General features: G+C 45.4%; 10 protein-coding genes. 8 read left to right on the top strand and 2 right to left on the bottom strand.

Annotated features, from left to right (window positions below):
• Positions 1-10: 10 nt before the first annotated feature.
• Both NLX73_RS10625 and NLX73_RS10620 read right to left on the bottom strand, forming a co-directional pair.
• A complete protein-coding gene (locus tag NLX73_RS10625; RefSeq protein WP_254326129.1) occupies positions 11-3,127 on the bottom strand; it encodes an efflux RND transporter permease subunit in 3,117 nt (1,038 codons plus the stop codon).
• Entirely contained in the window at positions 3,124-4,533 is a 1,410-nt protein-coding gene (locus tag NLX73_RS10620; RefSeq protein WP_254326128.1) for an efflux RND transporter periplasmic adaptor subunit, read from the bottom strand. The genes NLX73_RS10625 and NLX73_RS10620 overlap by 4 nt, the downstream gene beginning before the upstream one ends.
• Positions 4,534-4,799: 266 nt before the next feature.
• Between NLX73_RS10620 and NLX73_RS10615 the strand changes: the two genes are divergently transcribed.
• From NLX73_RS10615 to NLX73_RS10580, 8 genes are all read left to right on the top strand, one after another.
• Positions 4,800-7,517, top strand: coding sequence for a stalk domain-containing protein (locus tag NLX73_RS10615; RefSeq protein ID WP_254326127.1), 2,718 nt, complete (start codon positions 4,800-4,802; stop codon positions 7,515-7,517).
• Positions 7,518-7,564: 47 nt separating this feature from the next.
• Positions 7,565-8,725: a sensor histidine kinase gene (locus tag NLX73_RS10610; RefSeq protein ID WP_013312293.1), complete on the top strand. Its 1,161-nt coding sequence runs from the start codon at positions 7,565-7,567 to the stop codon at positions 8,723-8,725.
• A gap of 4 nt (positions 8,726-8,729) precedes the next feature.
• A complete protein-coding gene (locus tag NLX73_RS10605; protein WP_007432713.1) occupies positions 8,730-9,452 on the top strand; it encodes a response regulator in 723 nt (240 codons plus the stop codon).
• A 169-nt stretch (positions 9,453-9,621) separates the two neighbouring features.
• Entirely contained in the window at positions 9,622-10,062 is a 441-nt protein-coding gene (locus tag NLX73_RS10600; protein ID WP_061831630.1) for a hypothetical protein, read from the top strand.
• A gap of 200 nt (positions 10,063-10,262) precedes the next feature.
• Positions 10,263-12,377: an ATP-dependent helicase ComFA gene (locus NLX73_RS10595; protein ID WP_254326126.1), complete on the top strand. Its 2,115-nt coding sequence runs from the start codon at positions 10,263-10,265 to the stop codon at positions 12,375-12,377.
• 346 nt (positions 12,378-12,723) lie between these two features.
• Entirely contained in the window at positions 12,724-13,290 is a 567-nt protein-coding gene (locus NLX73_RS10590) for a ComF family protein (RefSeq protein WP_254326125.1), read from the top strand.
• 383 nt (positions 13,291-13,673) lie between these two features.
• Complete coding sequence (locus NLX73_RS10585) at positions 13,674-14,141, top strand: LysM peptidoglycan-binding domain-containing protein (RefSeq protein ID WP_254326124.1); 468 nt, start codon at positions 13,674-13,676, stop codon at positions 14,139-14,141.
• 750 nt (positions 14,142-14,891) lie between these two features.
• Positions 14,892-15,302 carry a TIGR03826 family flagellar region protein gene (locus NLX73_RS10580; RefSeq protein WP_044648603.1) on the top strand — a complete coding sequence of 137 codons (411 nt, stop codon included), beginning with the start codon at positions 14,892-14,894 and terminating at the stop codon, positions 15,300-15,302.
• Positions 15,303-15,314: the final 12 nt, after the last annotated feature.

Here is a 15,314-nt window from a genome sequence, read left to right as displayed (position 1 = left end):
ACTTCATACATCACAAAGGTTGGTCACGTGTGATAACTGTGTGTTGCTGTTTTTTGAGTTGACGGCGCATCTTGTACTTGGCCATGATCATATACAAGGACGGCACGACAAACAAGGTTAACAAGGTCGAGAATAACAAACCAAAAATGACGGTAAACGCCAGTGGCTTAAAGAGCAGGCTTCCCAATAGTGCTAATGGAATCATACCTACAATAGCTGCCAAAGATGTCAATAAAATCGGTCTGAAGCGAGCAGCGGCCGCCTGTATTACGGCTTCCTTTAATTCCATTCCTTCATGTCGTGCATCCTCGATAAATTCAATTAACACAATCCCATTCCGCACAACAATGCCCGCGAGTGCAATAATTCCCATGATGCTCATAAAACCAATAGGCATACCGGTCAAGAAAATACCAATAATCCCGCCGGCTGCTGCTAGGTACACGGTCGTCATAATAATAATAGGAATGGAGAGAGAATAAAATTGCATAGTAATCAAGAGTAAAATGAGCAAGACTACAACGATCGCCAGCTGTCCTAAGTCCTTGAATATGGTCGATTGGTCAGAGGTTTCCCCACCAACCTCCCATTTGTAGCCTTCTGGGAACTTCATTTGCGCCAGCTTACTTTCAACATCAACCATCGCTTCGCTTGCAGTTCGTCCGTTCAAATCGGCTTCCACCGTAATCGTCCGCTCCATATTGTAATGCTTGATTTGCTGAATAGCAAATGACGGCTTAATCTGGACAAGCTGGTTTAATGGAATTTGCTTACCAGCTGCATTAACTACACTTAATTGTTGGAAAAGCTTACTTGGCTCCTCGTCGCTGTGATTCAAATACATTTTAATATCTACCAGACTGTTTCCAGTATCAAATTGGCTGACTTGGGCTCCTTCTTTTAATAGAAGCAGGGTGCGAGTCAAATCTGTGTAACTTACCAGGTATTGATCCATCGCTTGTTTGTTGACCTCAAGCTCCAATGCATATCGTTCAATTCCTATATCATCCACGATGCCTGTTGTGCCTTCTACTGTCGCGATCTGCTCCTTTGCCTTCTGGGCAAGGGTTTGCAGTTCATTCAGATCCTGACCTGAGATACGAATAGAAACGGGCTTACCCACTGGAATCCCGAGACGAGGAACATACATCGTAACTGTAACTCCAGGGTAGGATTTCTTAACATGTTGTTCCCAAGCATCAACTGTCGTATTGAGATCGAATACGTTTTCTTTGCCGACGACAGCAATCTGCCCCACCGTTTCGTTATAACTAATATTTCCACCCGAACTATTAATGTCACTAAACAGTTGTGGGGCAGTCCCTCCAGCGCTGTAGACGACCTTGGAAGTTTCAGGTTGCTTTTTCACCCAGCCTGCCAGGTCTTTAACGACCTGGTCGGTTTCCGCAATTGAAGTGCCTACAGGCATTTTTACATTTAGTGCAACATGAGGATCTTCCGACTCAGGAAAAAGTTCAACTGAGGTAAAGGGAACTAATCCATAGGCGGCTGTTCCAAGCATGAGTCCGACCATGGCTGTCAACAAGGGACGCTGAATGACCTTAGGCATCAGTTTTTGTGAATAGAGCTTGTTTAAAGAATGAATCTGCTGACCGAGCAAGCCTGCTGGTTTAGACTTACCCTGAGGGTGACGAGCCTGTCTGCGCTTCTCATACCATTCTCGAAAAATAGGGATGATGGTGAGCGACATGATCATAGAGGCAAGCATGGTCAGGGAGACAATAGCAGGAATAGGTTTAATAAAGGCACCTACATTTCCAGGAAGAAACAACAATGGCGCGAAAGCTGAGATGGTAGCCAGAGTTGCAACCAAAATAGAAAGCATGACCTCTTTGGTACCTTTTACAGCTGCGACTGAGGGTGATTCTCCTAATTCCGTAAGTCTACGCTCAATATTATCATTTACAACTACGGCATCATCCACGAGTATGCCGAGTACGATGATCAGACCGACAACGGAAATCTGATTTAGAGTGATGCCGAACATAGGCAAAAAGATAATGGCAATCGAAACCGAAATAGGAATGGCCAGTGCAACAAATGCAGAGGTGAGCAAATTCAGCCCCAACATACAAACGAGAATAACGGCCGCAATCGCAAGAATCGTTTCACGCTTTAAGTCGTCAAAGATATGGCTTACCTGATCCTTTTGTGCAAAAAGAGTTTGAAAGTGAACACCTGCGGGAAGTGTTTTCTCCAGTTCTTTGAGCTTGGTATTGACCTTTTCGCTCATAGAAGGGATATCTGTGCCTGTTTCTGCTCCAATACTTAGCGTAATGGCCGGTTTACCCTCTACATAGGCAAAGTATTCTGTATTAGGATGTGCCAGCTCCGTTGTGCCGACATCTCTCAAATATACAGGATTACCTTCTTTGGTGCGTGTCAAAAGGACCTGATTCAATTCATCAGCTTTTTCGGTTTCGCGAACAATAAGTTGATAGGTACGTCCGTTGTATTCAATATTACCAGTAGGAACCCGATCAATTTGAGACTGGATCGCTTGAGCTACTTGTCCCCATGACAGCTGGTATTGCTGAAGCTTCTGGTTGTCAATATGAACACGTACTTCTTGATCAGGGAGACCATTGAATTTGACGCTAGATACGCCAGAAATGGTGTTGAGTTGATCTTTCCAAGTTGTTGTTAAATCATTTAGTTTATACAGTGGTGCGGAAGAGTCAGCTGTTAGGGCATAGGAGCCGATAAAAGAGCTGGTTAGCTTGTCATTTACAACAGGCACTTCAGCGCCTTGAGGAAGATCAGCTTGTGCATCCTGCACTTTTTTACGCATATTATCCCAAACCGTTTGAGGATCAACTCCGTTTTTGGATTCGATTAAAATAGAGGAGAATCCGTTACCAGAAGTCGAACTAATCGTTTTAACACCTTCAACTTCCTTAATGCGTTTCTCCAGCTCTTTGGTTACGGTTTGTTCTACTTTTTGTGGTGAAGCACCAGGGTAGACTGTTGTTACCGTGGCATTTTGTATGGTGACATCCGGCATTTCCTGCTGTGGTAACTGGAAAAAGCCGAAGATTCCGACCAAAATCAGCATGACAAAAAACAGCAATGTAATTTTTCGTTTTTTTACGATGTACTCAATCATGGGCGTCCGCCTTCCTCCGACTGAATCGCATTTCCATCAAACAGGTTTTCTGCCCCTTTAACGATAATACGTTCGCCTTCACGAAGTCCCGATACGATTTGCAACTGATTATCTACAACCTGATTACCAAGCTCCACAGGGGTTTTAACAGCTTTTCCTTGAATGTCTTTGAAAATAAAAGGCTTGCTTCCCGTGTTAATGACTGCTTCGGCAGGAACGAGAATCCCATTCTTGTCGGTCACCTGTTGAGCAGCTTTAATGACCTGACCGGGTAACCAGTCTCGCTGTGGATTGTTTATAACAATCTCTACGTTAACCCTTCCCGTGTCGGTGCTGGTCGAAGGATAGACGTTAGACACCGTACCTTGACGAGTCTCTTCATAGAGCGCCACTTCTACTTGTTGACCCTTTTTCCAATCCTTAATTTCACTGTCTGGTACAGGAAGCAGTACTTTGAGGCGGTCGATGGAGCCTATGCGATAGACGGCTTGCCCTGACGCGACCAAATCACCTGTATTCACGATTTTGTCTAAGATTACACCGTTCACAGGAGAGATTAGACGTGTGCGTGAAAGTGCAAGTTCTGCCTGCCCCTTGGCAACAAGGGCTTTTTCGTAGTTGGCATGGGCTTGTTTTTGGGAAGCTGCAGCCTGTTCACTGGCCGCGAGGGCTTTGCTTTTACCTGCAAGCGCATCTTGAAAGGAAGCTTGGGCGGATTGATGATCTTCGGCTGTGGCTCCTTCCAGCAAAAGGGACAGGGATTCCTTGGCTTGTTCTAGGTCTTTCAGGGCTGCGGTAGCATTCAGGCGAGCATTTTCATTATCTGATGCGGTAGCAGCTCCTGCCTCAAATAGCTTCTGTGTACGCTCGCTATCCGTCTTGGCCTTGTTATAAGCGCTTTGTGCCTTATCTACAGTAGCTTGCGCTTGTTGCTTCTCTTGAGCACGTGCGCCTTTATTGACCTTGTTAACATTCGCGCGAGCTCCTGTAATGCCGGCATCGGCGGATTGAATCGCGGAGGTAGCAGCCTGTAAATTAGCCTGTGCGTTATCAATACCAGCCTGTGCCTCCAAGATGGAGGCTGTCGCCTGTGCCACCTGAAGCTTGTAGTCAGCGTCATCCAGACTAGCAATAACGGCGCCCTTCTGTACAGCAGTACCGACAGTGAGATATGCACTGGCTACAGTGCCTCCATTTTGGAAAGCCAGTGTGTTCTCCTCATAAGCCTGAAGAGTGCCTGACAAGTTATAGGCCGTATGAAGTGGCGTGGATTTGACGATTGCGGTGCGCACAACGGTTGGCTGTGCAGATGAGCCTAGAGCGGCATCTTTTTTTTCTGTAGAACATCCGGTCATTGCGATGCTCAGGGATAAAGTGAATATGATGATGGCCCGTTGTTTATTCATGATTATCAATCCTTCCGATAGGGTCATAATTGAAATTGTGAACTAATCAGTATTATTTGAACTAATAAGTTCGAATGTATTATAGTGCGCCGATATTGCATTCGTCAATTCATCGTTTTAGATTTTATGAATTAGTTGACGGGATTTTCGTAACTTTTGCCTATATAATAAGTCTATTAACATAAGAGGATTTTTTTGTTTATTGATAGAGTACACGTGCGGAATAAAACCGTTTGAATACACTGGAGATGGGAGCTATTATCCAAATGTTTTTAAGTAATAAGAAACAGAGTGAAGTGAAAGTAAATGGCAGAGGAATTGCTAAAAGATGGGCCGTATTAACACTGGCAGGGGTATTATGGGTCGGTCCGTTTGCTGGAACTGGGGCTGTAATCCCCTTGAATGGTTGGATGTCTGCTCCAATCGCAAGTGCAGCCTCTGGTTCAACTGTAAAATTTGGCGAAGAGATCATTACTTCGGGTGCAACATTATTGAAATATCGTTTTAAAGGGTCCAAAGGAACAGCGCTGGCTGATATCATTCGAGTGGACTTACAAAATCCGTACGTCAAGCTGGATGTCATGACGGGGAAGAATGGACAGTTTACGACCCGTCAGAGTACAGGTGGCATGGCAAAAGAGACCGGCGCGGTTGCTGGTGTAAACGGAGATTATTTTAATACCTCCAGCGAGGGAGCGCCGATCGGTGGACAAGTATCCAAGGGTGTGTTGATGTCTACTCCGTCTGATTTAACGGGTATGTATGCCTTTGCTGTAACCAAGGATGGTTCTCCCATGGTGGAGCAGTTTACTTTTGAAGGTACAGTAAAAGCTGGAGATGGGTCGTCCTTCTCTTTGGCAGGGATGAACAAGGCTTCGTATTCGCCTGAGACGAGTGGGGGCGGCTATAGCCACTCTAATGCTATGTATATTTATACATCTGCTTGGAAAGCGATTGAGCGGCCCAAAAACAGTTCGACAACGCCCACCGAGATATTGGTACAAAATGGTGTGGTTACACAAGTCTCCGACAATGCTACGTTGAATATGACCGTTCCGCAGGATGGCTATATTTTACGTACTCATGGTAAAGCTGCTGATTATGCCAAAGCGCATCTGACCGTGGGACAGACGGTAGAAACAAGCTATCACCTTCGGGTTAAATCGACAGGGAGCGAAGTAGATCCTTCTAACCTTCAAATGATGATTGGTGGACATACCATATTAGTAAATGACGGTCAGAAAACTTCTTTTTCTCGAAGCACAACAAGCATAGGCGGGACGCGTGCGCGTACAGCTCTGGGATATTCTCGTGACAAGCGTTACGCTTATGTCATTGCTGTTGAGAAGAATGGGAACAGCGTTGGTGTATCCCTGAGCGAGTTGCAAACGCTGATGAAAGATATTGGCGTCTGGAAAGGTATGAACCTTGACGGGGGCGGCTCTACCACCATGGTGACTCGTGATTTGGGAGATACGACAGCGGGGCTTACGTTCAATACAGAATATGGCACAGAGCAGCGTAGTATTGTAAATGGAGTGGGGGTATATACCAATGCTCCTAAAGGAACGCTCAAAGGCTTCACCATCAAGGGCAATAAAACGCTGCTGATTGGTCAGACCGGAAGCTATTCCTTCAAAGGTTATGACAACTACTACAATCCATTCGATACCTCGAAAGTACAAGTGACGTGGAAATCCAGCAATCCGGCTGTTGTTTCAGTGAGCGGCGGCGCTGTAAAGGGAGCCAAACCGGGAACTGCTACTTTAACGGCATCCAGTGGCTCAGCCAGCGCTACAACCAAGGTCACGGTGCTTGGAGCAGATGAAATTTCATCACTTACCGCTGGCACTGGAAGTGGCTCGCTTACCGCTGGAGCTAAAATGGCTGTACCGGTAACGGCAAAGACAAAAGATGGACAGAGTGTCAGCATTACGTCAGATGCGCTCAAATGGGAGTTCATCGGCTTTAAGGGAAGTGTCAAGGACAATCAGCTTACGGTAAATACAGTGGATGCAGGCGTGAAAACGGGCTATGCCATCGGTCGCTATGATGGTTTCAGCGCTGTCGTCTTCCTGTCTGCGGGCGGAGCAAGTACAAACAACTGGGAGAACTTCGAAAATGTTTCGTATCCGGTTGATTTTACTTCGAATGTGGAAGGTGTTACCGGCACAGCGGCTGTTGTACAAGGAGATGGCGACCATGCCAATTCCAAAGTGCTAGAGCTGAACTACGATATGACGAATGGCAGTGGTAAAATGTATGCTTACGCTCAATTGAACGGCACATCCGGGAAAACACTTGAACAGGCGGCTACTTCCATCTCGATTGATGTCAGAGGGGATAAGAGTCTGAACTGGCTGCGTGCGGAGTTAGAGGATGCTCAAGGCAAAACAGCATATATTGATCTCGCTAAAGTGATCGACTGGAACGGCTGGAAAACCATTAACGCAGATATGAGCGGTTTGAATATTTCGTATCCGGCGAAGCTGAAGCGTCTTTATGTGGTCAATGTAGCGGAGGGTCAGGACGAGCGTGCTAAAACAGGTAATATTGCTTTTGATAATATTTCTTTTAATACACCGGGAACGGTCGGTACAGAAGGACTCAAAAAAGGAACAGCTCAAATGACGATTGGACAAAAATCAATGACGGTGAACGGAACGCCGACCACGATTGATGCCGCTCCGATGACTCGCGATGGTTCAACGTATGTTCCGATCAAGTATGTACTGGACGCATTTGGCGGACAAGCCAAATGGAATGCGGGCGATCAGCGGATCACCATTATGCGCGGCGGTGTGCTGATGGATTTGACCGTAGGGAAAAAAGAAGTTGTTCTGAACGGGAAGCGTCAAAGCACTGATGTTGCACCCATTGTGCTAGGGGGTAGGACTTTAGTCCCGTTAAGACTCGTATCTGAGCAGTTAGGAATGACTGTAAAATGGGAACAAGAAACGAAGACCATCACCCTCCAGTCATGATATGGTATGATATATACTTGAAATGCTAGGATTGGAGTAGAACATTTGTGGACTTTCAAGCCGATATCATAGACCGAGTCATTAAAAATGCCATCCAGGTGATGGAGAACAGCAAATATCAGATGTTCGAAATATTGGACACGGCCCGGACCGAGCTGGTCACGTTAAATCAGGAGCTCCAGAGCGTCTTGAAGGAAACAGCAGAAACGATCGAAAAGGTGGACCAGCTGGAAATGAACTATCGGCGGTCCCGCATTCGGTTGACTGAGGTCAGCCGCGACTTCGTTCGCTATTCGGAAGAGGATATCAAGCAGGCTTATGAGAAGGCAACACAGCTTCAACTCGATGTGATGATTTTCCGCGAGAAGGAAATGTATCTCAAAGCCAGAAGAGATGATCTTCAAAAGCGGGCCAAAAGTGTCGAGGCTTCTGTCGAGCGCGCTGAAACCATCGGTTCGCAGATGGGGGTCGTGCTGGAATATTTGTCGGGTGAATTGGGGCAAGTGACGCGGATCATCGAATCGGCCAAAAACCGGCAGTTTATTGGTCTGAAAATTATTTTGGCTCAGGAAGAGGAGCGCAAACGTATATCCCGTGAAATTCACGATGGACCTGCGCAGCTCCTTGCGCATCTAGTGCTTAGGACGGAAATTGTGGAAAGAATGATCGCCAAGCAGGAATTTAAGATGGTTCAGGACGAAATAGTAGACTTGAAGAAACAGGTTCGCTCCAGTCTTGAGGAAATGCGAAAGGTCATTTTCAATTTGCGTCCTATGGCCCTGGATGACCTGGGACTTATTCCGACGCTCCGGAAATATGTGCAGGATTTTGAAGAAAAAACGAAAATTAGATCGCTTTTTGAAACAAGGGGCAAGGAACACCGTCTCTCTTCCGCGATGGAAGCAGCCATTTACCGTCTGATCCAGGAAGCTTTGACCAACGCTGCCAAGCATGCTTATCCTACCTATGTGCTTGTTGAGATTACCTATCAGGCGCAGCTTGTAAAAATCGTGGTGCAGGATAATGGTTTGGGCTTTAAGCCAGAGCTTTTTCAGCAAAAAAGCAAAGATCATGGGCATTTTGGTCTGATTGGTATGCGGGAAAGGGTTGAACTGCTCGAGGGGAGAATGGAGATCGAATCAGCTGAGAATCAAGGCACCAAGATAGTGATTCATATCCCAACCAACGTGGAAAAGGGAAAGGAGTAACAACATGGAAAATCAGGAAATTAGCAATGCACCCATTAAAGTTCTCTTAGCGGACGATCATCAGTTGTTCCGTGAAGGACTTAAACGTATTTTGAATATGGAGGACGACATTGAGGTCATCGGAGAATGTGGCGATGGTATTCAAGTGTTGGAATTCTGTAACGTAGAGAAACCAGATATTGTTCTGATGGACATTAATATGCCAATTGAAAATGGTGTAGAGGCAACCGAAAAACTGCGTGAGATGTTCCCGGATGTCAAAGTTATCATTTTATCCATTCATGATGATGAAAGCTATGTATTCGAGACGTTGCGCAAGGGAGCCAATGGTTATCTGTTAAAAGATATGGAGGCCGAGTCCCTCATTAATGCAATTCGTTCGGTTCATGAAGGATATGCGTTTATCCATCCGAAGGTAACGGGTAAGCTCATTCAGCAGCTTCGCCGGATGACCTACCTGAATGAAACAGGGGCTATGGCTGAAGGTCATACGAAGGAAGCCGGCGTGAAGTTTGTCGCAGGTGAAAATAATCCATTGACCCGTCGTGAAGCTGAAGTGCTGCGTCTGATGGCTGAAGGTAAGAGCAACAAGATGATCGGTGAATATTTATTCATTAGTGAGAAAACGGTCAAAAACCATGTCAGCAGCATTCTGCAAAAAATGGAAGTTGATGACCGTACACAAGCAGTTATTAACTCAATTAAATATGGATGGGTTACGCTGTAAAGTGTAGTCTTTCCATGCATTAGACGATGCAGCTGCTAATAGATATGAATGCTGTACCGCCTTTCTTTGGGAGCGATATGTCCGCTCATACGGAAACCCAGTACATAACCGTGACACCTCTTCCTGTTATACGGCATATATTGTCGCTATAGGAGGAGGTGGAACCCTCGTGACGGCTCACTTGGTTTGGATATTGCTTATATACGGTGTGGGAGCCGCAGTCGTTCATCTTATGTATATACGACAGGCGGTTCAGGCTTATCACAATGGTGAAGATTCACGCGCAATATCTCCGGGTCATCGCGCGACTCGCTATATTGTGATTACGTCCAATGACGGAGATCGTGTGGAATGGGTGATGCGTTCGCTGAACATACTTGCCTGGCTACACCGGAGGCCGCTACATGTGACGGTACTGGATGATGAATCTATGGACGATACGCTACCGATTCTGACACGGCTACTACGCTATAGTCATATGGATGTTTCAGTCATTTCAAGTCGTTTTTCACCGGGGAACCCGGTCTTACCGAAGTCAGGCGGTGAAAAGCAGGTTGTTATTGATCTTAGAACGGTCAAGTCGTTGGCGGACGCCCCATTTGTTCCTTAGCGATAGGGGATTGTGGACATCGTGGTTAAAATCGGATATAAATGTTTTAAAACAGTTGCATAGGCAAGACGACAGGGATTTCGTTGAGATCTACTTGATGTGAAGCACACTTCAGGCTATTAGCCATAGGAGTGTGCTTTTTTGCTGTTCTCTGGGGTAACAAAAACCGCAAAAATCATGAATGGGAGGAGCAGGGGAAGGTGAAGATTGTAGTATATGCAGTGAGGTATAAAGGGAATTGGACTCTCCGATTATCTGCGGATATTCGAGTAGATATGACATGGTGGATGAATCAAGATGAGGGGCAAGAGAATGTTGTCGAAAGATGGGTGTTATTAGGAGATGAGCTTCCCTTGTCCTGGGGGACAAGGCTGTGCGAAACATTTAAGGAATTAGCAAATATGGAGCGATGGGGAAAACGGCAGTGGTGGGCTTATATTCTCGCACAGCTAAAAAGTGAACTGGCTCTTGAGCCTTTTGATGGAGAACGAATTTTGTCTGGAGGAGTAGAAAATATATGCATTTGCGATCATGTACAAGGGTGGACTTACTGCACAAAAGGTGGGGATGAGGGACGGGAAACAGACGGAGTTTTACGTTCTATTCAAAAAAGGAGTCTCATCACGGAAATTGATGGATTGGATAGGGAGTGTTTAACACGACAAGCGAATGAACTGGCTAATTTGTTGTCAGGACGCCAGTTACTCGTTCCGGAAGTCGAAGCGCTGCTGGCAGAGGCAGCGCCAGGTTTGGAGCATACTTGGCGATCCGCTGCACAACTTGCATATCTGCAAGGCCGACTCAGCTTTGCTGCTGGCCTCGCTCCAGCACCACGTACGCGCTGGTCTGCCGCGCGTACGCATGAACTTCGCTGCAATCGTTGTGGCAGCGGGGTAGTGCACCGCACGAGCTGCGCATCGTGCGGACGTAAGGCGTGCGCTTACTGCGAGACATGTCTCGCACTCGGGCGCAGCCGTGAATGCTCGCTGCTGCTTCGTGGCGTAGCAAAACCCGTCCTGCCGTGCACAGCAGGCAGGGCCCCGGCGACGGAACTCGACCGCTGGGGGCTGAGCCCTGCACAACGTGCCGCCGCCGAAGCGGCGCTGCGCTTTTTGGCCGCACCGCACGGCGAAGTGCGGGGACGTTTTCGCCCGGAAGGCCGTGGGCTCCGGGCGTTGTTCCGGCGCGTTAGGGTTGCGCGCCGGGGATCAGATGCTGCCGCTTCGCAGGGCAGCAACCTTGCCCGCAGCAAGCAGTCTTCGCCGAAACCTGGAGAAGGTGCGAGGCATAACGCTGATCGGCAGGTACCTGATACCACGGTAGAACGTTTTCTGCTCTGGGCTGTAACAGGCGCAGGCAAGACGGAAATGATGTTTCCGCTATTGCAATATGTGTTGGACCACGGAGGAACGGCACTTGTGGCAACACCACGCCGTGATGTGGTACTGGAGTTAGCGCCTCGTTTGGCCATCGCTTTTCCCGATGTGAGCATGGTGACGCTCTATGGGGGGAGCGCAGAACGGTGGCAAAGGGGACAGTTGACACTGGCTACGACACATCAGCTATTGCGTTATCGTCAAGCCTTTGATTTGGTTGTAATTGATGAGATAGACGCGTTCCCTTATCACAATGATCCTATGCTTGCCTTTGCTGCACAAGCAGTATGTAAGCCGAAGGGAAAGTTTATCTATTTGTCTGCTACACCACCGCAATCCTTGCAGAAAGAGGCTGCACGCGGTCTACTGCCATACGCCAAGGTTCCCGTTCGTTTTCATCGTCACCCTCTACCTGTCCCATTTCGTCTGGGGACTGCTTCAGTGCAACATTGGCTGCAAAAAGGTCGGCTTCCCGCATCCTTTATTCAACGCCTACGCGTATCCATAAAACGTGGGGCACAGGTTTTCCTGTTTGTGACACGGATCTCACATATTCAGGGACTTGTGAAGCTGCTGATTAAACAATTACCTGATTTACCTATTGCAGGCACCTCCTCACAGGATGAAGAAAGAACCACTAAAGTGCGCTTATTTCGAGCTACTGAAATACGTGTGCTGGTTACAACGACTATTTTGGAGCGAGGGGTAACTGTTCCACGGAGTGATGTGTACGTATTAGACGCGGACAGCGGTCTTTTTGATGAAGCCTCTCTTGTCCAAATGGCGGGTCGCGCAGGAAGGTCCAAGGATGACCCATGTGGAGGTGTTATTTTTACATCCCCCCAATGGACTCGAGGTCAAAAGAGAGCAATTAGACAGATTAAACGTATGAATGCACTGGCTCGGAAAAGAGGATACCTGAAGGAGGCGAAGCACTAAATGCATTAAATAAAAAAAGTTTTTTTGAAATGTGAAACCTGAAACAAAGTCGGTACGTAAACTACCAAGAAAGGTGCATACTGGTATGGGGATGATTCCAACAACCCGTCTATTTTTGAATTGGTTATTCCATCGCCAGTCCCAAACATGTATGGCTTGCGGCACTCTCACAGGGCGTTTTTCCGAATTTCCCGGAATTTGTACTTCTTGTTCGCTTCAAATTCCTTGGGTTTACAATATTCGTTGTGTTTATTGTGGACGTCCGACGTCTTGCCCGGATTGCGTAAGGCTTGACCGATTAGTACGTTACTATGTGTGCAATCGGAGTGCAACCAGCTATACACCGATGATGAGAGAATGGATTGGGCAGTTCAAATATCGTGGAAATGAAAAGTATGGCTCCTTGCTGGGCGAGATCATGAATCGAGCCTATCAGGCGATGAGGTATGAGTTTGCAAGTTTTAAACATTCTCGTTTCAAGCAATCTTTGTGGAGTGTAGATGTAGTGACCTGTGTCCCGGTAAGTGAGAAGAGGCTGACGGAGCGAGGCTTCAATCAGGCTCGGATCTTGGCAGAAGAGATTGCTAGGCGGAATAAGCTCCCCTTCCTATCTTTACTTGCTCGTCCACAAGATACAGGCAAACAAAGTTTTAAATCCAAAAAGGAACGCATGAACACCATGAATAACGCGTTTTCTGTCCACCCCAATATGACAAATTTGATGAAGTCTTTTATTTTAAAAACTGAATCTCAATGTGTTATGGAGAACAAGCTTTCCGTTACCGTTTTGCTTGTAGATGATATTTATACAACGGGAAGCACATTGCAGGCGTGTGCACGTGTTTTGAGAGAAAAAGCATCAGAGCAAGGAATACATTTGACTATTTTTTGCCTGACCTTAGCAAGATCATAAGTCTAAATATCTAGTATTTTCCATGAAATTTTGCTTGAAACTATGAAAAAGAGGTTATAATTCTCTTGTAAGAAGGATTAAATGATAGAGCAAAGGTCTTTTAAGCCGTACAATCAGCAGGATTTGACAACGAGCTAGAGAGAGGTATATAATAAAAAATATAGAGACAAACAAAAAGTAAGGAAGTGAGGGATGAAAACAGAATATTTCAATTTAGAGGTTGATTTTTTTGGAAAAGAGGAGTACAATTTCTATCTGTTGATAGCTAACATGATTGGTAATAAGTGATTAGCTAATGACTAAAGAGCGGACATTGGGAGTGTCTCGCTCAGTAGTAAAGCAGTTAATTAAAATTTAAAGCTAAAAAGAGGAGAGAACAAATCATGAAAAACGTAATGAAAAAAGTAGCAGTATCTAGCATGTTGGCAGTTAGTTTAGGTGCAGTATCTTTGTTGAGTCCACTTGCAACAGGTCAAGTAATGGCAAAATCGAACTCTGACCATAATAAGGATCAAGCTGAAGAGCAACTGATCATCAAACAGCAAGAAGAAGCGCAAAAAGCATTTGAAACAAAAGTTTTTGGGACTGTAACTACTAAAGATGCAGCAGCTACAACACCAGCTCAACCAGCTACTGAGAACAACAATCAAGCAACAACCACAAAACCAGCAACGACTACAACTGAAACACCAGCAACTGTAAATACAATAACAGTAAATGTTCAAGAGGGCGACACATTGGCTTCTATTGCTGAAAAATACGGTGTAACTGTTGAAGAACTGGTTAAAATCAACAACCTGGTTAAAGTAGGCCAAGAACTGCAAGTACCGCAGGCAAACACAAATAAATAAATATCATTATAAATGTATAATGAAGTGTGTTTTTTAAACCAAGCGTTTGACTATAGTATACGGGAAGGCCTCTATTAAAACAATGCTTTTTTGAATAATTATTTGTGAAATAGCTTGTTTTTTTGGGCTGCAAATTTCCACTGATGCATCTAGCTTGATTTCAGATATGTTATAAGTTGAGATGATGTTAGGTCCATGAGATTTATGAATACCCACACTCCATGTGCGGAGCATTCGTATGGGCGCCGTTCCCCCGGATTTACAGGATTTCCTTGATGTCATTCGGGGCACAGGTGAACATGAATTCTTCTGAGGATTGTTTCGCCCGGTTTTTCCCTCATCTTGATAATTAATTTCTACATTTACTCATATTCATATATAGCTATTTTAATTGTATAATGAAGCGCTATTCCCGAAAATAACTGGAATGGCGCTTATTTTATTTTCTATCTAAAGTACGGTGTAATGTTTGACGATAAATAGATACATGCACTAGGCTGAGCTATTAGCTTTCATGGGCTTTCTTAATTTTATATGACATTGATTATTGATGCATATAAATATAGAGAAACTTTTGCTGATGGATCATCCTCTCTTATACTTTTAAATATGATAACTTATAAAATGTGCAATTGTGTAAAATCCGAAAATCTTTTTTTGAAATATTTGCTAGACGAGGCTGTTCATTATAAGTTAATGTAAGGATAAAAGTAATTAAAGATCGGAAATTGGAAAGGGGCGCTACAGAGGATGAATTTGGATAACTGTCCTCGCTGTGGAAAGCTGTTTATTAAGAACGTCAGGGGAATCTGTCAGAACTGTATTAAAGAAATTGAAATTGAATACGAACGCTGTGTCAAACATATACGTGAAAATAAGGGCATTCATATGCATGAGCTTTCAGAGGCTACTGAGGTATCTGTAAAGCAAATCACGACATTTATACGTGAGGGACGTATTTCCATTGCTAATGCGCCCAATATGACGTATCCTTGCGAGGTATGCGGGATACCGATTCGTGAAGGGCATATGTGCGATTCTTGTCGAACACGTCTGACTAAAGACCTGCATCAGGCTGTACGCGAAAGTAGTAATCAGGATCAAAGTAATAATATGGGCTCAGGTACCTACAGCGCGATTGATAAACTTCGTGGAAAGTAGTACAGGGGAATT

This window comes from Paenibacillus sp. CH40 (genome assembly GCF_024213605.1).
GTDB lineage: Bacteria > Bacillota > Bacilli > Paenibacillales > Paenibacillaceae > Paenibacillus > Paenibacillus polymyxa_B.
The sequence above is the reverse complement of the archived record's forward strand: the minus strand, read 5'-3'. Positions and strand labels throughout refer to the sequence as shown.

What these genes read in the sequence shown, in the direction of transcription:
- NLX73_RS10625 (WP_254326129.1), bottom strand. Translation starts at nt 3,127, where the DNA reads ATGATTGAGTACATCGTAAAAAAACGAAAAATTACATTGCTGTTTTTT.
- NLX73_RS10620 (WP_254326128.1), bottom strand. Translation starts at nt 4,533, where the DNA reads ATGAATAAACAACGGGCCATCATCATATTCACTTTATCCCTGAGCATC.
- NLX73_RS10615 (WP_254326127.1), top strand. Translation starts at nt 4,800, where the DNA reads ATGTTTTTAAGTAATAAGAAACAGAGTGAAGTGAAAGTAAATGGCAGA.
- NLX73_RS10605 (WP_007432713.1), top strand. Translation starts at nt 8,730, where the DNA reads ATGGAAAATCAGGAAATTAGCAATGCACCCATTAAAGTTCTCTTAGCG.
- NLX73_RS10590 (WP_254326125.1), top strand. Translation starts at nt 12,724, where the DNA reads ATGATGAGAGAATGGATTGGGCAGTTCAAATATCGTGGAAATGAAAAG.
- NLX73_RS10585 (WP_254326124.1), top strand. Translation starts at nt 13,674, where the DNA reads ATGAAAAACGTAATGAAAAAAGTAGCAGTATCTAGCATGTTGGCAGTT.
- NLX73_RS10580 (WP_044648603.1), top strand. Translation starts at nt 14,892, where the DNA reads ATGAATTTGGATAACTGTCCTCGCTGTGGAAAGCTGTTTATTAAGAAC.